This window comes from Mesorhizobium sp. CA12, assembly GCF_020165255.1.
Lineage (GTDB): Bacteria > Pseudomonadota > Alphaproteobacteria > Rhizobiales > Rhizobiaceae > Mesorhizobium.
The window spans coordinates 284,661-304,249 of the sequence record NZ_JAIUHT010000003.1 but is presented as its reverse complement, the minus strand read 5'-3'; the positions used below and the strand labels follow the sequence as shown (position 1 = coordinate 304,249).

The following is a 19,589-nucleotide window of genomic DNA, read 5'->3' as shown; positions in this document are numbered from 1 at the left end:
TTGGCAATGCTCTGATTCAGGACGAGGATGGATTTGTGAACGACCGCCTCATTGCTCCCGACAAGCGCGGCGAGGATGCCGACCAGACGCTGCGGCCGCAGTCGCTCGATGAGTTCGTCGGCCAGGCGGCGGTGCGCGCCAATCTCAAGGTCTTCGTCGATGCCGCCAAGAGCCGCGGCGAGGCGCTTGACCATGTGCTGTTCGTCGGGCCGCCTGGGCTCGGCAAGACGACGCTGGCGCAGATCATGGCGCGCGAGCTCGGCGTCAATTTCCGCTCGACCTCGGGTCCGGTTATCGCCAAGGCCGGCGATCTCGCCGCGCTGCTCACCAATCTCGAGGAGCGCGACGTCCTTTTCATCGACGAGATCCATCGCCTCAATCCGGCGGTCGAGGAAATCCTCTATCCGGCAATGGAGGATTTCCAGCTCGATCTCATCATCGGCGAGGGGCCGGCGGCGCGCTCGGTCAAGATCGACCTTGCCCGTTTCACGCTGGTCGCGGCAACGACGAGGCTCGGCCTGCTGACCAATCCGTTGCGCGACCGTTTCGGCATTCCGGTCCGGCTCAATTTCTACACGGTCGAGGAACTGGAGCAGATCGTGCGCCGCGGCGCCCGTATCCTGTCGATGCCGCTCGGCGACGATGGGGCGGTGGAGATCGCGCGCCGCGCGCGCGGCACACCGCGCATCGCCGGCAGACTGCTGCGCCGGGTGCGTGATTTTGCTTCGGTCGCCGGGGCCGGTCATGTCGACAGGAGGATCGCCGACGAGGCGCTGACCAGGCTGGAGGTCGATGCGCTCGGCCTCGACGCGCTCGATCGCCGCTATCTGTCGATGATCGCGCGCAATTTCGGCGGTGGCCCGGTCGGCATCGAGACGATCGCGGCCGGGCTCTCCGAGCCGCGCGACGCGATCGAGGACATCATCGAGCCTTACCTGATCCAGCAGGGCTTCATCCAGCGCACGCCGCGCGGCCGCGTGCTGACCGCCAACGCCTGGCGCCATCTCGGCCTCGACCCGCCGAAGGATATCGCCCAGCAGCAGATCAGCCTGTTTCAGGAAGAGTAACGCAGATTTGTTCGCCGTTTCGGCGGCGCGATGGCCCATCTGCGCAGAATCTGCGCGCCTCGGCCCGACTGAGGGCGCAATTGCATCCTTTAAGATAGGCTATCTGACGCAATCCTAGGGCTTGGGGCGACCTATGATCACCAGACGCGCTTTCCTGCGCCTTGTCGGCGGCTCGGCCTTCGCCATGGTGTCGCTCAGCGCCTATGCGGTCGGCATCGAGCCGATGCTGCTCACCCATGTGAAGCGCTACACATTGACGCCGCCGCACTGGCCGGCCGGGCTCAAGCTGCGCGTCGTGGCGCTTGCCGATATCCACTCCTGCCGGCCCTGGATGACACCGGAACGGATCGCAGCGCTTGCCGAGGAGGCCAACGCGTTGCAGCCGGATCTGATCGTGCTGCTCGGTGACTATACCGCCGGGACAAAGCTGGTGACGGGCCGGGTGCGGGTGGAGGAGTGGGCCGAGGCATTGTCGGGGCTGAAGGCACCGCTCGGCGTGCTGTCGATCCTCGGCAATCACGACTGGTGGACCGATTTCTTCGCCCAGCGAGCGGAAGCCGGCCCGACCCAGTCGCGCAAGGCGCTCGAGCATGTCGGCATCCCGGTGCTGGAAAACGACGTCGTGCGGCTGGAAAAGGACGGCCATGGTTTCTGGATCGCCGGGTTAGCCGATCAACTCGCGCTGCTGCCGAACAAGGCCAAGGGACGCGACAGTTTCCAGGGCTTCGACGATCTCCCGGGCACCTTGGCCAAGATCCAGGGGAGCGAGCCGATCATCCTGCTTGCACATGAACCGGACATCTTTCCGAAGGTGCCCTGGCGGGTATCGCTCACCTTGTCCGGGCACACGCATGGCGGACAGGTGCGGCTGTTCGGCTATTCGCCGGTCGTACCTTCGGACTATGGCAATCGCTTCGCCTACGGCCATGTCGTGGAGAATGACCGCAACCTGATCGTGTCGGGCGGGCTGGGCTTCAGCATTCTGCCGGTTCGTCTCGGGGTGCGGCCGGAGATGCTGCAGATCGATCTGGGCTGAGGCGTGTCGCCCCGGCCCGCTGCCTCAGCGCAGCGACCTGATCACCTCCATCACGTCCGGCTCGGCCTTCTCGCCGTCGAAGGCGTCGATGACGCCGAAGGCGCCGCCATAGCTCCACACCGACCAGGAAAAGCCATGCGCCTCGGCGCGGGCGATCATGTCGTGCACATAGGCGGCGCGGTATGCGGCCGGCATGACGAAGCCGTTGCCGTATTCCTTGCGGATCATGCCGAATTCACCGAGCGTGATGTCCTGCGGCTTGATCCCGTTGGCCTTCGCCCAGGCGTCGACCGTCGCGAACGGCGCATCCATCACGCCAAGCAGCTTTTCAGGACTGTCCGTCGTCGCCACCTGCTCGTCGAGATAGCTAAGCAGGCCGCTTTGCCGCGCCCAGGGCGCCTCGGCCCTGATCCGGTCGCGGATCGCGTCCAGCGCCATGTCGAGTTGCGCCTTCGGGACAGCCGTCAACGGATAGGGCAGGCCGGTTGCGTAGGGGATGAAGTCGCCGGCCCAGCTTGCGCCCTGATGCGTCAAAAGGAACGGGTCGTAGGAATGGAAGGTCCAGATGATGTTGTCATCGGCGATCGTCTTGGGGTCGATCCTGGCCAGCGACTCCGCGTTCGAATAGCAGCCGCCGCTCAGCACCAGCGTGAGCCTGGTGGCGGAGGCGCGCGCGGCGGCGAACAGCTGCTTCTGGCGGTCGGGCCAAAGGTTGGTGCCGTTCGCCTCGCAATCGGCCAGCGGCTCGTTCATCAGTTCCAGCGCGACAAGCTTCGGATCCTCCTTGGCCAGCGTCCGCGCCATCTTGCGCACCAGCTCGGCATAGGCATCGAAGACGGCCGGGTCATGCATCACCTCGCTCATACCGATCTTGCGGTTGCCCCCGGCGGGGATCAGATGCAGGTCGACGATCACCTTCAGGCCGGCACGGTTGATCATGCGCGCGGAGGCCAGCACGCTGGCATAGAGGTCGTCGCGAAGGGCCGTGGTGCGGTCCGAAAAAAAGGGCGAGGGATCGACCGGCATGCGCAGGAAATCGAGACCGGCGCTCTTGAGCGCCTTGAGGTCGTCCTCCTTAAGGAACTTACGCCATTCCGGGTAAGGCAGGATTGCCTGGCGCTCGCCCCATCTGTCCTCGACCGGCCAGGTGACCCACTGGTCGAGATTGAGGCCGCGCTTCATCGAGAAGGTCGCCGCTGCGGCGGGCAACGCGAATGGGCCAAGCGCAAGCAGCGCGGCCATCAAGGTCTTGATCATCGTGCCCAACAATGCCATCCCGTTCCCGCGCGAAAACAGTGCGTGTCGCCTAAAAGTGTGCAGCGGTTTGGGACAACGACACGCACAGAAAAATGCCTAAAGCCCGAGGGCTTTAGGTGCCTGTTCGGGCCTGAAAAGGAAAGCGCGATGGACGATCATGGTGAATCGGCGGCGCTCGGCGCCGGGCTTTCCGGAGCGCTGACGGAGTTCGGCCACCGGCTGATGGCGAGGGTCTACTATGCCGACACCGATTTCTCCGGCGTCGTCTATCATGCGCGCTATCTCGAATTCCTCGAACGCGGGCGCTCCGACTATCTGAGACTGACCGGCGTCCACCACACCGAACTCCTGGACGGCAAGCATGGTGAGCGCATCGTCTGGGTGGTGCGGCGCATGGAGATCGACTTCCGTTCGCCGGCGCGTATGGACGATATCCTCACCATCGACACGCGCACCGACGATATTTCCGGCGCCCGCATCTTCATGGGCCAGCAATTGAAGCGTGGCGGCGATGTGCTGGTCGAGGCCAAGGTCGAAGCGGCGATCGTCGGCGAAAGCGGCCGGCCAAAGCGTTTCCCAAAGGAATGGATCGCGGCTTTCATGCCGAAGGCAAAAGCCTGAAGCTTCCACCCGAGGCCCATCTTGAAGGCTTCAACCGGACGGCTCCGGTTGCCGGCCGCCCCAGCCATGCGCGGCAATGCGTCGCGCCTGATCCCCTAACCCATCCTTAACCATAACGGTTCATGAAGGAATTGGCGAAGATTGGCGCAATCCGTGCGCCTTCCTTTCACCAATATTTGCCTCGAAAAGGCCGCGAAACGGTGCATTCGGGGCTATCCGCAAGCTTCTAGCTTCGCGCGATCGGACCAAAGGAATGCCCATGGGCCAGCCGCCAGCGATGCCCGGAAAATTTTAAGGACGTAAGTCATGGAAAATATCGCACTCGCCGAACCGGGCGCGCATCTGTCGCTCTGGGCCCTATTCATGCAGGCCGGCTGGGTGGTCAAGCTGGTCATGATCGGCCTGCTCTGCGCCTCGATCTGGACCTGGGCGATCATCATCGACAAGCTCGTCGCCTATAGCCGCATGCGGCTGGCGCTCAACCGCTTCGAGCAGGTGTTCTGGTCGGGCCAGTCGCTGGAGGATCTCTACCGCACGCTGGCCGATCGCAAAACCACCGGCATGGGCGCGATCTTCGTCGCCGCCATGCGCGAGTGGAAGAAGAGTTTCGAAAAGGGCGCGAAATCGGCGCTGGCGCTGCAGACCCGCATCGACAAGGCGATGGACCTGGCGCTGACGCGCGAGATGGAGAAGCTGGAGGGTCGCCTCGGCTTCCTCGCCACCACCGGCTCGGCCGCACCGTTCATCGGGCTGTTCGGCACCGTCATCGGCATCATGACTTCGTTCCAGGCGATCGCCGCCTCGAAGAACACCAGCCTTTCGGTTGTGGCGCCCGGTATCGCCGAGGCGCTGCTCGCCACCGCGATCGGCCTGCTCGCGGCCATTCCCGCGGTCATCGCCTACAACAAGCTGTCATCGGACGCGAACAAGCTCGGCATGCGCATGGAAGGGTTTGCGGACGAGTTCTCCGCCATACTCTCGCGCCAAATCGATGAAAAAGTAGCGCAGAAGGGCTGAGGATCGATCATGGGGATGTCTGCTGCAGGCGCAAGTGGCTCGGGGCGGGGCGGGCGCGGCCATAGGCGGCGTGGCCGTCACCATGCCCTGATGTCCGAGATCAACGTCACGCCGATGGTCGACGTGATGCTGGTGCTGTTGATCATCTTCATGGTCGCGGCGCCGCTGCTCACCGTCGGCGTTCCAATCGACCTGCCGGACACGCAGGCCAAGGCGATGAATGTCGACACGCAGCCGATCACCGTCTCGATTGACTCGACGGGCAAGATTTTCCTGCAGGAGACCGAGATCCCGATCGAGGAGCTGGTAGCCAAGCTGCAGGCGATCTCGAAGACCGGTTACGACGAACGCATCTTCATCCGCGGCGACAAGGCGACCGATTACGGCACGGCAATGAAGGTGATGGCCCGCATTTCGGCGGCCGGCTACAAGAATATCGGCCTGGTCTCGCTGCAGGAACAGGATCAGTAGACGCCAAATGCGGACCGGCCTCACCTCATCGGTGATCTTGCATACGGTGGCGCTGGCCTTCGGGCTGTTCACGCTGTCGTCGCCACCTGCCATGCCCGCGGCCGACGTGGAGTCGGTGGCGGTCGACATTGTGCCTATGGAAGCCGTGCCGCAGACGCTGCAGGGTGACAAGAAGTCGGTGATGCATGAAAAACCGGCGCCGCTGCCGACCAAGCGGCCGGACGTCGTGCCCAATGCACAGAAGGTCGGCGAGAACACCGTCGACACCGATAAGCCGGTGACGGACGAAGCCAAGCCGAAGCCGGTCGAGAAAACGGCGGCGCCGCCGCCCGCGCCGACGCCGACCGAGAAGCCGTCGGTCGAGGACGTGCCGAAGCCGCAGGAAAAGCCGAAGCCGACCCCGGCGACGGAAGTCGCGCCGACTCCGACGCCGAAGGAAGAGGTCAAGCCCGAGCCGGTCAAGCAGACGGAGCCCAAGCCGACGCCGGCCAAGCAGCCGACACCGACGCCGCCGAAGGACACGACCGCCGCTATTTCGAAGGACGAGGTGAAGCCCGACGCCGTCGCCGAGGCGATCGCCCAGCAGCAACCCACCGACGAGGCCAAGCTTCCGGACTCCGCGCCTGCGCCGGAAGCGCGGCCGAAGCCGCAGCCGGCCCAGGCCGAAAGCGCCAAGGCGCCGGACCGCAAGGACGCCGACAAGCCGGTGAAGGAAGCGTCTTCCAAGCCGAAGTCGGACGACAAGCAGTTCAATGCCGATGAGATTTCCGCCCTGCTGGACAAGCAGAAGCCGTCCGGCGGCGGCGCCAAGCGCTCGACGCAGCAGGCCTCGCTCGGCGGCGAAAAGGACCAGGGCCAGAAGCTGTCGAAGTCGGAGGAAGGGGCCCTGCGCGATCAGCTTGCGGGTTGCTGGACCTTCCCGGCGGGCATGGAAGCCTCGGACGATCTCATCGCCGTGATCTCGTTCAACCTCGACGCCTCAGGCAAGCTGGACGGCCGGCCTGTCGTCGAGAAATCGAGCGGAAACCGCCAGGTCGACGAAAGCGCGGTGCGCGCTATCCAGAAATGCAACATGGCCGGCCTGCAGGTTCCTCCCGGAAAACAGGACATCTGGGCGCAGATCAAGGTCACTTTCGATCCGAGGGAAATGCTTGGCCTCTGAGGCCTGCCCTCCGCACAATCAGCGAAGAGAAGCGAGAAGATATGAAATTCACCCTCAAGCCGCTCCTGATGGTCGCGACAATAGCACTGGGTTCTATCGTTGGCGCCGCCGCGCCGGCATGGGCTCTCGTCGAGATCAACGTCAACAAGGGCAATGTCGAACCGCTGCCGATCGCCATCACGGATTTTCAGTCGAATGATGCGCTGGGCGCGCAGATCACCGAGATCGTAACCGCCGACCTGAAGCGCTCCGGCCTGTTCGCGCCGATCGACAAGAGCGCTTTCATCGAAAAGATTTCCGGCCCGGACGCCACGCCGCGCTTCGACGACTGGAAGGTGATCAACGCGCAGGCGCTGGTCACCGGCAGCGTCGGCAAGGAAGCCGACGGCCGCATCCGCGCCCAGTACCGGTTGTGGGATACGTTTGCGGGCCAGCAGATGGCGGGCGAGCAGTTCTTCGCCAACGACGCCAACACCAGGCGCGTCGCCCATATCATCGCCGACGCCATCTATGAGCGGATCACCGGCGAAAAAGGCTATTTCGACACGCGCGTCGTCTTCGTCGACGAGTCCGGCGCCAAGAACGCCCGCAAGAAGCGTCTCGCCATCATGGACCAGGATGGCGCCAACATACGCTATTTGTCGGACGGTCGCGCGATCGTTCTGACGCCGCGTTTTTCGCCGAACCGGCAGGAAATCACCTACATGTCCTATGAAAGCGGGCAGCCGAAGGTTTATCTGCTGCAGATCGAGACGGGACAGCGCGAGCTGGTGGGCAACTTCCCCGGCATGACGTTCGCGCCGCGCTTCTCGCCCGACGGCCAGAAGGTGATCATGAGCCTGCTGCGCGACGACGGCAACTCCAACATCTTCGCCATGGATCTGAGGAGCCGCTCGACGACGCGGCTCACCGATTCGACCGCGATCGACACTTCTCCCTCCTATTCGCCGGACGGCTCGCAGATCGTCTTCACCTCCGACCGCGGCGGCGGCAGCGGCCGTTCGCAGATCTATGTCATGGGCGCGGACGGCTCAAATCCGCACCGCATCTCGTTCGGCGACGGCGTCTATTCGACGCCCGTCTGGTCGCCGCGCGGCGATCTCATCGCTTTCACCAAGCAGAGCGGCGGCGAGTTCCAGATCGGCGTCATGAAGACCGACGGCTCGGGCGAGCGCATCCTGTCCTCCGGCTTCCAGCAGGAGGGTCCGACCTGGGCGCCGAACGGCCGCGTGCTGATGTTCTTCCGCGACTCCGCCGGCGGCCCCAAGCTGGTCTCGGTCGATCTCACCGGCCGCAACGAGCAGCAGATTCCGACGGCGAACTATGCTTCGGACCCGGCTTGGTCGCCGTTGCTTGAGTGAGGGGGGCGGGGAACTGAGGAATTGAGGAATTGAAGAATTGAAGAATTGAAGGATGGAGAAAGAGGGTAGCTACATAAAGCGCGCGAAGGATCTGGAGGTCTATAGGCGTGCTTATGCAGTTTCCCTCGAGGTCCATAGAGCCACACTCGTTTTCCCGAAAATCGAGCAATACGCGCTGGCTGACCAAATGCGTCGATCCAGCAAGGCGATCTGCGCCAATCTGGCTGAGGGCTTCGCCAAACAGACCCATTCCAGGCCCGAATTCGCGCGGTTCATCTCGATGGCTCTGGGATCGTGCAGCGAAATGGAAACGTGGATTTCTTACGCGTTTGATCTTGGCTACATCACGCAGCGGCAACGCGACGAATGGCTGCAAGCCTATGCCCACATCTATGGAATGCTGGTGAATCTAAGGGAGAGATTGAAGTGACCCTTTTCGCCAATTCTTCAATTCCTCAATTCTTCAATTCCCCTTTTTCACAACCCGGTCGCGTTTTGGCCGCATTTCCGCCTAGGGTCCGCGCGCAGTGTCGCCCCTTCGTAAAGCGCGGGGCAAGCAGTCGCGGACGGCGGCTCGAAACCAAAAATTAACCGTGTTTCTTGAATGCCGGTTAACCCAAACGTGGTTACTGGGTGATCAACGAAATCACTCATATGCGAAGGAGAGGCGGCATGGGCCGTATCGCAGCACTTACCAGAAACCCAGCGATGATCGCTCTCGTGATGGCGCTCGCCATTACCGGTTGCGCCTCGAAGAAGACCCCGAACAGCGCGGCCGATCTCGGCCTCAACGGTGCCGGCGCCGCCACGCCCGGTTCGGCGCAGGACTTCACCGTCAACATCGGCGACCGCATCTTCTTCGATACCGATTCCTCGTCGATCCGCGCCGATGCGCAGACCACGCTGGCCCGCCAGGCGCAGTGGCTGAATCAGTACCGCCAGTATGCGATCGTCATCGAAGGCCATGCCGACGAGCGCGGCACGCGTGAGTACAATCTGGCACTGGGCGCCCGCCGCGCCGCCGCCACCCGCGACTTCCTTGTCTCCAAGGGCGTCTCCGCCGGCCGCCTGAAGACGATCTCTTACGGCAAGGAGCGTCCGGTCGCGGTCTGCGACGACATCTCCTGCTGGTCGCAGAACCGCCGCGCCGTCACCACGCTTTCCGGCGCCGGCTCCTGACGCATGATACCGAAGATCGGGGTCGATTTTCGGTAACGGCGCTCGGCGTCCCAGGCGACAAAAATACAACATCCCAAAAATGAAAGGCGGCCTCAGGGCCGCCTTTTTCCTTTGCAACAAACCGAAACAAAATTTGGCCGAAGTCTCGCGTCCTGCTATGAGCGCGAGGGCGCTTCCTCCCTTGTTTGATTTGGAAAGGCGCATCAGGCCAACACCCACCGCGAGAGACAGAATGCACTTCAGAACGGTCCTGAGCGGCACGCTTGCGCTGCTGCTCGTATCAAGCCTCCCAAGCCTTGCCGCGCCGGCCGACAGTGCCGGGCCGGCCGCCGACAGCGGGTTCACCTTCCATCTGCCCACGCTCGGCATCTTCGGCGACAAGAAGAAGCCGGAACAGGCGCAGGTCGCACAACAGGAGGGCGGCGCCGGCGTGACTGGTTTGGAAGACCAACTGCGCCAGCTGAACGGCAAGATCGAGGAGATGAATTTCCAGATCCTGCAGATGCAGGAACAGATCCGCAAGCAGCAGGAAGACAATGAGTTCCGTTTCCAGCAGCTGGAGGGCCAAGGAGGCGCCAAGCCGGCCGGGCAGAAGAAATCGGAAGCCGCGCCCCAGGACAACAATAACGGCAACACCAATCTCGGCGATGCCGGCACCGGTCAATCCGGCACCGGCGACGCCGGAGCCGACAATAGCGTTGCCCAGGCCCCGGCGACGCAGCCGCCGGCTGGCACCGGTGCGCAAAACGGCGGCAAAAGCGTTGGCGACGTCATCGTGGAATCGCAGACCGGCGATCCCGGCAAGCTGATCACCGGCGCGCCGCCGAAGAATTTCGGCACCATCACCGTCGACAAGAACGGCAACGTGGTCAATGCCGAGACCGGCCCGCAGGCCAGCGCGCCGGCGGAAGCTTCCGCGCCCACGGCAAGCGCTCCTTCCGCCGAAACGCCGGCCAAGAAGAGCAAGTCCGGCGGCACCGAAGTGGCGGCACTGCCGTCGACCAACAATCCCGACGAGCTCTATCGCAATTCCTACCAATTCATCCTGTCGGGCGATTATCCGACCGCCGAGCAGGGTTTTCGCGACCATATTTCCCGCTTCCCCAAGGACGCCAAGGCGGCTGATGCGCATTACTGGCTAGGCGAGTCGCTGCTCGGGCAGCAGAAATACCGTGACGCGGCCGAAGTCTTCCTCGCCGCCAGCAAGGACTATCCGAAGGCGAAGAAGGCGCCCGACATGCTGCTCAAGCTCGGCGTTTCGCTGGTCGGCCTGAAGCAGAACGACGTCGCCTGCGCCACCTTCAGTGAAATCGGCAAGCGCTATCCCGATGTTTCCGGCGCCCTCAAGGAACGCATCAAGCAGGAAAGGGCCCTGGCGTCGTGCTGACGCCCGACAGCAAACCTGACCTTTTGGACTGCCTTTTCTCCGACCTGGATCTTTCGACCGGCGCCATTGCTGCCGTGTCCGGCGGCAGCGACTCGACCGCCCTTCTCCTTCTCCTCAAAGATCACCTCGACCGGACGGCATCGGCCGCCAGGCTGCTCGCGGTGACCATCGATCATGGCCTGAGGCCGGACTCGGCCGCTGAGGCGCGGCTCGTTCAACGCTTCTGCGCCGAGCGCGGCATCGCGCATCGCATTCTTGCCTGGCGCGGCGACAAGCCCGCGACCGGTCTGGCGGCCGCCGCGCGCGAGGCGCGCTACCGGCTGCTTGCCGAAGCTGCCGGCGCCGAAGGCATCAAGCTGATCCTGACCGGCCACACTGCCGACGACCAGGCTGAGACGGTGCTGATGCGGCAGGCGCGCGACGATGAGGGCCGGGGCCTCGCCGGCATGGCGCCCGCCACGCTGTTCGACTGGCGGACATGGATCGTCCGGCCGCTACTTGGCACAAGGCGCGCGGCACTGCGCGAGATGCTGCGGGCTCGCGACATCGGCTGGATCGAGGATCCGACCAATGCCGATGCCCGCTTCGAGCGGCCGCGCGTGCGGGCGAAGCTCGCTCAGGGCGACGGCGAACAGCGTGTCGCGCAGGCGCTGGCACGAGCGGGCCAGGCGGCTCTCGAGCGCCGGGAAATCGGCCGCCGCGCCGCCATGCTCATCGACGCCTTTGCCGGCAGGCCGGTTCCGGGCCTCATCCGCCTCGATCGCAAGTTTGCCGGACATGAGGATGGCCAAGCCGCCATCCATGCGCTGCGCATCCTGTTGGCCACCATCGGCGGCGTCTCGTTTCTTGCCGACGAGACGCGCTGCGCTGCGCTGCATTCGCGCCTGCGGTCCGCTCCGTTTCGCGCCACATTGTCGCGGACGGTTATCGACGCGCGACGAACCGGCATTTTCCTTCGGCGCGAGAACCGCGACCTGCCTGCAGCCGCGCCACCGCAGCACAACCGGCTCTGGGACAATCGGCGGCGCATCACTTTGAAAGACGGGCCTGGCGATTTGGTGATCGCGCCGCTGGGGGCTGCCGCCGCCGGGAAAGCGCCCTTGAGTGAGGATATCCCGCCGAGCCTTTCGCGCGCCGCGCTTGCCGCGGAGCCCGCGCTGTGGTCCGCCAGCGAATGCCTTGGTTTTGCGGGCGGCAATGCCGGCTCGCGATCGGTCTCGATCGCTCCGGCGGTGGCTCCTTTCGAGCGCTTCCTGCCGTCCTTCGACATCGAGCCCGCCGCCGCCGCGGCGGCCCTGGTCGGCGCGCCGCCGTTGCCGGCACTGCCATTCCGCCGCCATGATGGTGGTTGAGGGTGGGCGAAAGCTTAACCGATACGTGCTGTTCTGCTTGGCAAGGGGGGGCGCTCTCCCTATGTTAGGCCCAAGCTAATCCATCATCGCGGGTCCGCGCGCGGACGCCAACGGGACAATAGATGAATCCGAATTATCGCAACCTCGCGCTCTGGGCGATCATAGCGGTCCTGCTCATAGCCCTGTTCAATCTTTTCCAGACGCCGCAGACGCGCGGCGCCACCACGGATATCGCCTATTCGCAGTTCCTGCAGGACGTCGCGTCGGGCCGGGTCAAAAGCGTGACCATCGCCGGCGCCCGCATCTTCGGCAACTACACGGACAACGCCAACGGCTTTCAGACCTATTCGCCCGGCGACCCGTCGCTAGTCTCCAGGCTGCAGGACAAAAACGTCACCATCACCGCAAAGCCCGAGACCGACGGCTCCAATTCGCTGTTCGGCTATCTGATCTCGTGGTTGCCGATGATCCTGATCCTCGGCGTGTGGATATTCTTCATGCGCCAGATGCAATCGGGCTCCGGCCGCGCCATGGGCTTCGGGAAGTCGAAGGCCAAGCTTTTGACCGAGGCGCACGGCCGCGTCACCTTCCAGGACGTCGCCGGTGTCGACGAGGCCAAGGAGGATCTCGAAGAGATCGTCGAGTTCCTGCGCGATCCGCAGAAGTTCCAGCGCCTCGGCGGCAAGATCCCGCGCGGCGTGCTCCTGGTCGGCCCGCCCGGCACCGGCAAGACGCTGCTCGCCCGCTCGGTTGCCGGTGAGGCCAACGTGCCGTTCTTCACCATTTCCGGCTCGGACTTCGTCGAGATGTTCGTCGGCGTCGGCGCAAGCCGTGTGCGCGACATGTTCGACCAAGCCAAGAAGAACGCGCCCTGCATCATCTTCATCGACGAAATCGACGCGGTCGGCCGCCATCGCGGCGCCGGCCTCGGCGGCGGCAATGACGAACGCGAGCAGACGCTGAACCAGCTGCTGGTCGAGATGGACGGTTTCGAGTCCAACGAGAGCATCATCCTCATCGCCGCCACCAACCGACCCGACGTGCTCGACCCGGCGCTGCTGAGGCCCGGCCGTTTCGACCGCCAGGTCGTGGTGCCGAACCCCGACATCGTCGGCCGCGAGAAGATCCTCAAGGTGCATGTGCGCAACGTGCCGCTGGCGCCCAATGTCGACCTCAAGGTGGTTGCGCGCGGCACCCCGGGCTTTTCCGGCGCCGATCTGATGAACCTCGTCAACGAATCCGCGCTGATGGCGGCGCGCCGCAACAAGCGGCTCGTCACCATGGCCGAGTTCGAGGACGCCAAGGACAAGATCATGATGGGCGCCGAGCGTCGCTCGTCGGCTATGACGCAGGCCGAGAAGGAGCTGACCGCTTATCACGAGGCCGGGCACGCGATCCTGGCGCTCAACGTGCCGTCGGCCGATCCGCTGCACAAGGCGACCATCATCCCGCGCGGCCGCGCGCTCGGCATGGTCATGCAGTTGCCGGAAGGCGACCGCTATTCGATGAGCTACAAGTACATGATCTCGCGGCTTGCGATCATGATGGGCGGCCGCGTCGCCGAAGAGTTCAAGTTCGGCAAGGAGAACATCACGTCGGGCGCCTCCTCCGATATCGAGCAGGCGACCAAGCTGGCGCGCGCCATGGTCACGCGCTGGGGCTTCTCCGACAAGCTCGGCCACGTCGCCTATGGCGACAACCAGGAAGAGGTCTTCCTCGGCCATTCGGTGGCGCGCACCCAGAACATCTCGGAAGAGACGGCGCAGATCATCGACGCGGAGGTGCGGCGCCTGATCGACGATGCCTATTCGACCGCCAAGACCATCCTGACCAAGAAGAAGAAGGAATGGATCGCGCTCGCCGAAGGACTGCTCGAATACGAGACGCTGTCCGGCGACGAGATCAAGCAGCTGATCGCGGGCAACAAGCCCGCCCGCGACCTCGGCGACGACACCCCGCCCAGCCGCGGCTCGGCCGTGCCGAAGGCCGGCACCGGCGGCCGCCGCAAGAAGGGCCCCGAGCCCGAGGGCGGCATGGAGCCGCAGCCGTCAAGCTGAGGTGGTGCGCGAAAGACTGATCGAGAAACGCCGCGGCTTGCTCCGCGGCGTTTTTGTTTGCATTGGAGACAAGACAAGGCTTCCCTCGTCCTGGCGCGTAGATATCGCCCAACAGCAGATCCCAGATACTCCCGAGGATGATGGCTCAACGTCTGCGGGAAAAACGGTGAACCGCTTTATCCGCCGTATTTGATTTTTATGATTCAGCTTTCAGCCGCGCATTGCAGAGGCTGTAGTAACCGCCGCCTTTCTGGATCCAGCGAAGGCCGTTCAACGTACCCGCTTCCTTGTTGTTGTGGTAACCCTGCAGGCAGGTCTTCATCCGGGCCTTAGCGGGCTTTTCGGTCTTGAACTCGGCGGCGAGGGTGGTTGGGAATGTCACGCCCGCCGGCGCTACCGTGGGGACGACCGCCGCGCTGGTTTCCGTTTTCTGCTGCTCCGCGGATGTGACCGGATCCGCGCTGACGCTCTCCGCGGCGGACGTCGCGCATTTCTCCTTGCGGAAAGCGGCCCAGTCCATGCCGTTCAGAGTGCCGCCTTCCTTGGCCGCCCGATAGGTCTCGCTGCATTCCTTCATCGTCAGCGCGCTCGCAGGTGAGGCGTTCCAAGCGACCAATGCCGTCACAGCCAACGCCGCCAATTTCAAACTGAACATTGAGACCCTCCTGATTGATGATAAGTTGGACATCTTTTGTATACTGTTTGTTCTCTATATGTTCAACCGGAATCTTTGCGAGCTCCCGACAAAACCTGGCGATGGGCAGTGTGGGCAAATTGACGATGCCGACAGTCCCGCCATATGCAGATGCGAGCAAGGCAGCGGGCGTCTTCGCCTGCAACAAAAGGCCCGCGCATCTTGCGACGCGCGGGCCTTTTCCCTTCGAATAATTAGGCGATCAGCTCTTCAGCTTGGCGTTGCAGAGGCTGTAGAAGCCGCCGCCTTTCTGGATCCACTTCAGGCCGTTCAGCGTGTTGGCATCCTTGTTGGCATAGTACTGCTCGAGGCAGGTATGCATGCGGCCCTTGGCCGGGGTCTCGTTGGCGAATTTCGGCGAGATGGCGGCCGGGAAAGTGACGCCCTTCGGAGCCGTCACAGTCGGCTTGGCCGGTTCCTTCGTGAAAGTCGCCTCAGTCGGCGCAGGCACGGTGTCGTCATCGTCGGCACCTGCGCCGCATTCGGCCTTGCGGAAGTCGTTCCACTTCATGCCGTTCAGCTTGTTGGCGGTCTTCGCAGCCTGGTACTTGGTGCTGCACTCGGCCATGGTCAGGCCCTTGCCGCCATCGGCAGCGGCGGTCGAGGTCTTGGTCGTCGTGGCGGTTTTGGTGGCGGGGGCGGTGGCAGCCGCAGCGGTTGCGCCAGGGCCGCACTCGGCCTTGCGGAAGTCGTTCCACTTCATGCCGTTGAGCGTGCCGGCGGATTTTGCGGCCTGGTATTTGGTGCTGCACTCCTTGGAGCTCAGGCCCTTGGCCGCGTCGTCGGCAGCGGCGGCCGCCTTCGTCTTCTTGGCGGGCTTGGTGTCGGCGGCCTTCGTATCGGTCGCGGCCTTGGTGTCGGTCGCGGTGGCGTCGCTGCCGCACTGGGCCTTGCGGAACTGGTTCCAGGTCTGGCCGGCGAGCGTTCCCGCATCCTTGGCCGCGTTATACTTGGTGCTGCACTCGGCCATGGTCAGCGCGTTGGCCGGCGCCGCCAGGAACAAGGTTGCGACGGCGATACCCGTCAAAGCTGCAAGTCTATGAATAAGCATGGCGTTTTCTCCCTTGCTGCCGCCAATAAGTGTCCCTATGCCAAATCAATAGCTCTCAATGTCCGGTTGCGCCAGATGCTTCCGGCACAGGCGCTCTCACAAAGTGTGTTATTCGCGATAAGGTGATGAATTGCCTGCCGGTTCGCCGCCAGCCAGGCTTTGCCGGGAACAGGGCGCCGACAAGCCTCGCACCGGCAGGTATAGCGCTGCCACGTCAAAGGTGGTGAAAGGCTGTCGAATCGCTTGCATCGCCCGCTACAATGTTTTTCTAAGAATTGGTAATATACAATCACGAAATTTGATGATCGGATGCGGCTCAATTTGTGGCAAAACGGGCGGCTGAAAAACCGACGGGGACTTTGAGACACATGGCAGGTCAGTATTTCGGCACCGACGGTATCCGCGGACGCGCCAACAAATTTCCGATGACGGCCGAGGTCGCCATGCGCGTCGGCATGGCCGCCGGGCTCTCCTTCCAGCGCGGCAATCATCGACACCGTGTCGTGCTCGGCAAGGACACGCGGCTTTCCGGCTACATGATCGAGAACGCCATGGTGGCGGGCCTGTGCGCCGCCGGGATGGACGTGTTCCTGCTCGGCCCAATACCCACGCCCGCCGTCGCCATGCTGGTGCGCTCGCTGCGCGCCGACATCGGCGTGATGATCTCGGCCTCGCACAATCCTTACTACGACAACGGCATCAAGCTGTTCGGTCCCGACGGCTACAAGCTTTCCGACGAGATCGAGGAACGCATCGAAGGCATGCTCGACAAGGAAATCGAGCTGGCGCTCGCCGATTCCGACGGGCTCGGCCGCGCCAAGCGCGTCGACGGCGTGCATGACCGATATATCGAATTCGCCAAGCGCACGCTGCCGCGCTCGATGTCGCTTTCTGGGCTGAGGATCGTCGTCGACTGCGCCAACGGCGCGTCCTACAAGGTGGCGCCCGAGGCGCTGTGGGAGCTCGGCGCCGAGGTGGTGGCGATCAATGTCGAGCCGAACGGCTTCAACATCAACAAGGAGTGCGGCTCGACCCATCCGGCCGGCCTGCAGAAGAAGGTGCACGAGGTGCGCGCCGATATCGGCATCGCGCTCGACGGCGACGCCGACCGCGTCGTCATCGTCGACGAGAACGGCACCATCGTCGACGGCGACCAGATCATGGCTCTGATCGCCGAGTCCTGGCACCAGAGCGGGCGGTTGGCCGGCGGCGGCGTCGTCTCCACCGTAATGTCCAATCTCGGGCTGGAACGCTTTCTTGGCGACATGAAGCTGCAGCTGCACCGCACCAAGGTCGGCGACCGCTATGTGGTCGAGCACATGCGCGCGCATGGCTTGAATGTCGGCGGCGAGCAGTCCGGCCATATCGTGCTGTCCGATTTCTCGACCACCGGCGACGGCCTGGTCTCGGCGCTGCAGGTGCTGGCCTGCATCAAGCGGCAGAACCGGCCGGTCAGCGAATTGTCGAAGAAGTTCGAGCCGGTGCCGCAGCTTCTGAAGAATGTCCGCATCTCCGGCGGCAAGCCGCTGGAGGAAGCTCCGGTCAAGGCGGCCATCGAGGATGCGCGCAACCGGCTTGGCAAAGCCGGCCGCCTGGTGATCCGTCCCTCCGGCACCGAGCCGCTCATCCGGGTCATGGCCGAGGGCGATGATCCGCAGCTGGTCGAAGCGGTCGTCAACGATATCGTCGGCATCCTGCAGGACACCCGCAGCGCCGCCTGAACGCCGTCCCGCAGTTCCTCTAAGTCCGCAAGCCCGCCGCCAGGCGGGCTTTTTGTCGCCGGGCGAGCAGATCGGACAACGGTGTTCGCTCTAAAATTGTATAGATTCGTGGTTAATCGGTACGGTTAAACGGCTTTTAACCTTTGCAATTCATTATCCAAACCCGAGGTCAATCATCTTCGGGCGATGTCGTCCCGAGGCTTCTTAGGGGTGACAGAATGTTCAAGACAGCAAGAATGGCATTGCTTGCCGCGCTGTTCGCGGGGATAGCCGGACCGGCTCTCGCCGCCGATCTCGCGGAACCGCAAATCGAAGAAGCTCCACCGCCGGTAGTCGAACCGCAGCCGATTGATGTCGGCGGCTGGTATATCCGTGGCGACATCGACTATCACAAGTCGACTTTGCGTGGCATCGACTACATCACGTACGGACCACCGCCCGGCACCAACGATTTCGATTTCGGCAAGCTAAAGGGTGGCTTCTCGCTAGGCGGCGGTGTCGGCTACAAAGTCAACGACTACTTCCGTACCGATCTGACTGCCGACTATTGGTTCAAATCGAACTTCAACGGCCAGACCTCGGACCTCACCACGACATCAACCGAAGTGTCGAGGATGAGCGCCCTGCTGCTGCTCGCCAACGCCTATGTGGATATTGGCACCTGGCACGGCATCACGCCTTACGTCGGCGCCGGCATCGGCGGCGCGCACATCAAGTGGGACACGGTCCACGATCCGAACACCACCGAGACCAATCCGGGGTCATCCAACTGGCGCTTCGCCTACGCTCTCATGGCGGGCGCTTCCTACTGCCTGACCGACAGGGTGATCCTCGATGCGGGCTATCGCTTCACCCACATCCAGGGCGGCCGCATGTTCGAGTTCGATTCGACCAGCTCCGGGCCGGGGTTCGATCATGGCATAAACACGCATGAAGTGCGCGGCGGCCTGCGCTACCAGTTCGGCGGCAACAATGGCTGCGCCGCACCAGTGGTCGCCTATCAGCCGGAACCGGAACCGATCTACACCAAGTAATCGCTTCCTGAATCCTGGAATTTCAAAGCCGCCCGGCGCTAGCCGGGCGGCTTTCGTTTATGCGTCGCCGATAAATGTTGATTGAAATCAATTCGGTAACCGGCCGTTATCCTTAACCGCCACTTAACCACTATGGTTAACAATGGCTCCTTGAAACGGCGCCCGCGTTCGCGGCTGGCGCCAATTTCAGGAGCCGGGGACCATGATATCAAGATCGCGTATCGCGTCAGCGCTTGCCGCAATCATCCTGTTGCCGATGACGCCGGCGCTTGCGGCCGACTACGATCCGCCGATCTATGTCGACCAGGCGCCGGACTACCAGCCGGTCGAGATCGGCTCGGGCTGGTACCTGCGCGGCGATGTCTCGTATCTGGCGAACAAGAGCTTCAAGAACGGGGATTTCACCTTCCCGTCGACGATCGCCAGCGAAAGTTTTAGCGAGAGCGAGGACGCGTATTTCGCGAGCATCGGCTTCGGATATCATTTCAACGATTACCTTCGCGCCGACATCAACCTCGGCTACCTGCCCGGCAACAAAGCCAGCTTCAGCTATGATGATTCAGGCGTCATTGCACCCGCAACAGTAGGAGATGGAAGCCTCAAGAACTATGCCTTCTCAGGCATATTGAACGGCTATGTCGACCTTGGCACATATGTCGGCGTCACGCCTTATGTTGGCGCAGGTATTGGTATCGTTCAAAGCAGATACAGTCTTTCGGCGGATTATTTCACCGACAACGGGGATGCAAGCGACGACTTCTCTCGGCGCAGCAGCAAAACAAAATATTCCTTGGCCTACACATTGAACGCCGGCCTTGCCTACCAGGTCTCGAAGAATGTTCTGATCGACCTTGGCTATCAGTATTTCTCCGCGCCCGAGGCCGAATATGTCACGGCCGCAAGCCTGAATTCCTTCCCTGTCCACAAGGGCATCAGCAATCATCAGATCAAGCTTGGGTTGCGTTACGATCTCTGGTGAGCCACGCAGGCTGAGAGGTTTCGACGGCGGGTCCTAAGGGCCCGCCGTTCTCCTTTCGGATCGAGCGCGAGTTGGAACGAATATCCCGTCCGCGACAAAAACTTTGCTCTTGACGCCGAAGCTCTGAGCGCATATCGCCGTCC

The 19,589-nt window shown here is 63.1% G+C and carries 18 protein-coding genes; 15 read left to right on the top strand and 3 right to left on the bottom strand.

Going from position 1 to position 19,589, the window contains the following annotated elements; genetic code table 11:
- Positions 1–35: 35 nt before the first annotated feature.
- Together ruvB and LB520_RS07965 are read left to right on the top strand one after the other, a co-directional pair.
- Positions 36–1,067, top strand: a complete 1,032-nt coding sequence (gene ruvB / locus LB520_RS07970; protein ID WP_224637082.1) for a Holliday junction branch migration DNA helicase RuvB — start codon at positions 36–38, stop codon at positions 1,065–1,067.
- A gap of 133 nt (positions 1,068–1,200) precedes the next feature.
- Positions 1,201–2,103 (top strand): metallophosphoesterase, encoded by a 903-nt coding sequence (locus LB520_RS07965; protein ID WP_224637081.1) that lies wholly within the window; start codon positions 1,201–1,203, stop codon positions 2,101–2,103.
- A gap of 24 nt (positions 2,104–2,127) precedes the next feature.
- Here the strand turns inward: LB520_RS07965 and LB520_RS07960 are convergent, their stop codons facing one another.
- The gene (locus tag LB520_RS07960; protein WP_224637080.1) at positions 2,128–3,378 is read right to left on the bottom strand and encodes a glycoside hydrolase family 5 protein; all 1,251 of its coding nucleotides are present in this window, start codon (positions 3,376–3,378) and stop codon (positions 2,128–2,130) included.
- 129 nt (positions 3,379–3,507) lie between these two features.
- Here LB520_RS07960 and ybgC point away from each other — a divergent pair, with 129 nt between their 5' ends.
- The 10 genes from ybgC to ftsH all read left to right on the top strand — a co-directional run bounded on the left by ybgC (position 3,508) and on the right by ftsH (position 13,967).
- On the top strand, positions 3,508–3,981 hold the full coding sequence (gene ybgC, locus LB520_RS07955; RefSeq protein ID WP_224627873.1) for a tol-pal system-associated acyl-CoA thioesterase: 474 nt from the start codon (positions 3,508–3,510) through the stop codon (positions 3,979–3,981).
- A 306-nt stretch (positions 3,982–4,287) separates the two neighbouring features.
- Entirely contained in the window at positions 4,288–4,998 is a 711-nt protein-coding gene (tolQ, locus tag LB520_RS07950) for a protein TolQ (RefSeq protein WP_224637079.1), read from the top strand.
- 9 nt (positions 4,999–5,007) lie between these two features.
- Entirely contained in the window at positions 5,008–5,469 is a 462-nt protein-coding gene (gene tolR / locus LB520_RS07945) for a protein TolR (RefSeq protein WP_411967501.1), read from the top strand.
- Between the two features lie 7 nt (positions 5,470–5,476).
- The gene (locus LB520_RS07940; RefSeq protein WP_224637078.1) at positions 5,477–6,631 is read left to right on the top strand and encodes an energy transducer TonB; all 1,155 of its coding nucleotides are present in this window, start codon (positions 5,477–5,479) and stop codon (positions 6,629–6,631) included.
- A 68-nt stretch (positions 6,632–6,699) separates the two neighbouring features.
- Entirely contained in the window at positions 6,700–7,992 is a 1,293-nt protein-coding gene (tolB, locus tag LB520_RS07935) for a Tol-Pal system beta propeller repeat protein TolB (RefSeq protein ID WP_224528395.1), read from the top strand.
- Between the two features lie 52 nt (positions 7,993–8,044).
- Positions 8,045–8,422, top strand: coding sequence for a four helix bundle protein (locus LB520_RS07930; RefSeq protein WP_140841666.1), 378 nt, complete (start codon positions 8,045–8,047; stop codon positions 8,420–8,422).
- Between the two features lie 242 nt (positions 8,423–8,664).
- Entirely contained in the window at positions 8,665–9,171 is a 507-nt protein-coding gene (gene pal / locus LB520_RS07925; RefSeq protein WP_095767281.1) for a peptidoglycan-associated lipoprotein Pal, read from the top strand.
- 232 nt (positions 9,172–9,403) lie between these two features.
- On the top strand, positions 9,404–10,558 hold the full coding sequence (ybgF, locus tag LB520_RS07920; RefSeq protein WP_224637077.1) for a tol-pal system protein YbgF: 1,155 nt from the start codon (positions 9,404–9,406) through the stop codon (positions 10,556–10,558).
- Positions 10,552–11,910 carry a tRNA lysidine(34) synthetase TilS gene (tilS, locus tag LB520_RS07915; protein ID WP_224637076.1) on the top strand — a complete coding sequence of 453 codons (1,359 nt, stop codon included), beginning with the start codon at positions 10,552–10,554 and terminating at the stop codon, positions 11,908–11,910. The genes ybgF and tilS overlap by 7 nt, the downstream gene beginning before the upstream one ends.
- A 122-nt stretch (positions 11,911–12,032) precedes the next feature.
- Positions 12,033–13,967: an ATP-dependent zinc metalloprotease FtsH gene (ftsH, locus tag LB520_RS07910; protein WP_095767284.1), complete on the top strand. Its 1,935-nt coding sequence runs from the start codon at positions 12,033–12,035 to the stop codon at positions 13,965–13,967.
- Between the two features lie 196 nt (positions 13,968–14,163).
- Here ftsH and LB520_RS07905 read toward each other — a convergent pair whose 3' ends face one another.
- Both LB520_RS07905 and LB520_RS07900 read right to left on the bottom strand, forming a co-directional pair.
- Positions 14,164–14,622 carry a hypothetical protein gene (locus tag LB520_RS07905; RefSeq protein WP_224528015.1) on the bottom strand — a complete coding sequence of 153 codons (459 nt, stop codon included), beginning with the start codon at positions 14,620–14,622 and terminating at the stop codon, positions 14,164–14,166.
- A gap of 241 nt (positions 14,623–14,863) precedes the next feature.
- The gene (locus LB520_RS07900) at positions 14,864–15,712 is read right to left on the bottom strand and encodes a hypothetical protein (RefSeq protein WP_224549289.1); all 849 of its coding nucleotides are present in this window, start codon (positions 15,710–15,712) and stop codon (positions 14,864–14,866) included.
- Positions 15,713–16,080: 368 nt separating this feature from the next.
- Between LB520_RS07900 and glmM the strand changes: the two genes are divergently transcribed.
- The 3 genes from glmM to LB520_RS07885 all read left to right on the top strand — a co-directional run bounded on the left by glmM (position 16,081) and on the right by LB520_RS07885 (position 19,446).
- Positions 16,081–17,433, top strand: a complete 1,353-nt coding sequence (glmM, locus tag LB520_RS07895; protein WP_224637075.1) for a phosphoglucosamine mutase — start codon at positions 16,081–16,083, stop codon at positions 17,431–17,433.
- Between the two features lie 218 nt (positions 17,434–17,651).
- On the top strand, positions 17,652–18,467 hold the full coding sequence (locus LB520_RS07890) for an outer membrane protein (protein ID WP_140841634.1): 816 nt from the start codon (positions 17,652–17,654) through the stop codon (positions 18,465–18,467).
- A 202-nt stretch (positions 18,468–18,669) separates the two neighbouring features.
- Positions 18,670–19,446, top strand: coding sequence for an outer membrane protein (locus tag LB520_RS07885; RefSeq protein WP_224637074.1), 777 nt, complete (start codon positions 18,670–18,672; stop codon positions 19,444–19,446).
- The last annotated feature ends 143 nt before the right edge of the window (positions 19,447–19,589 follow it).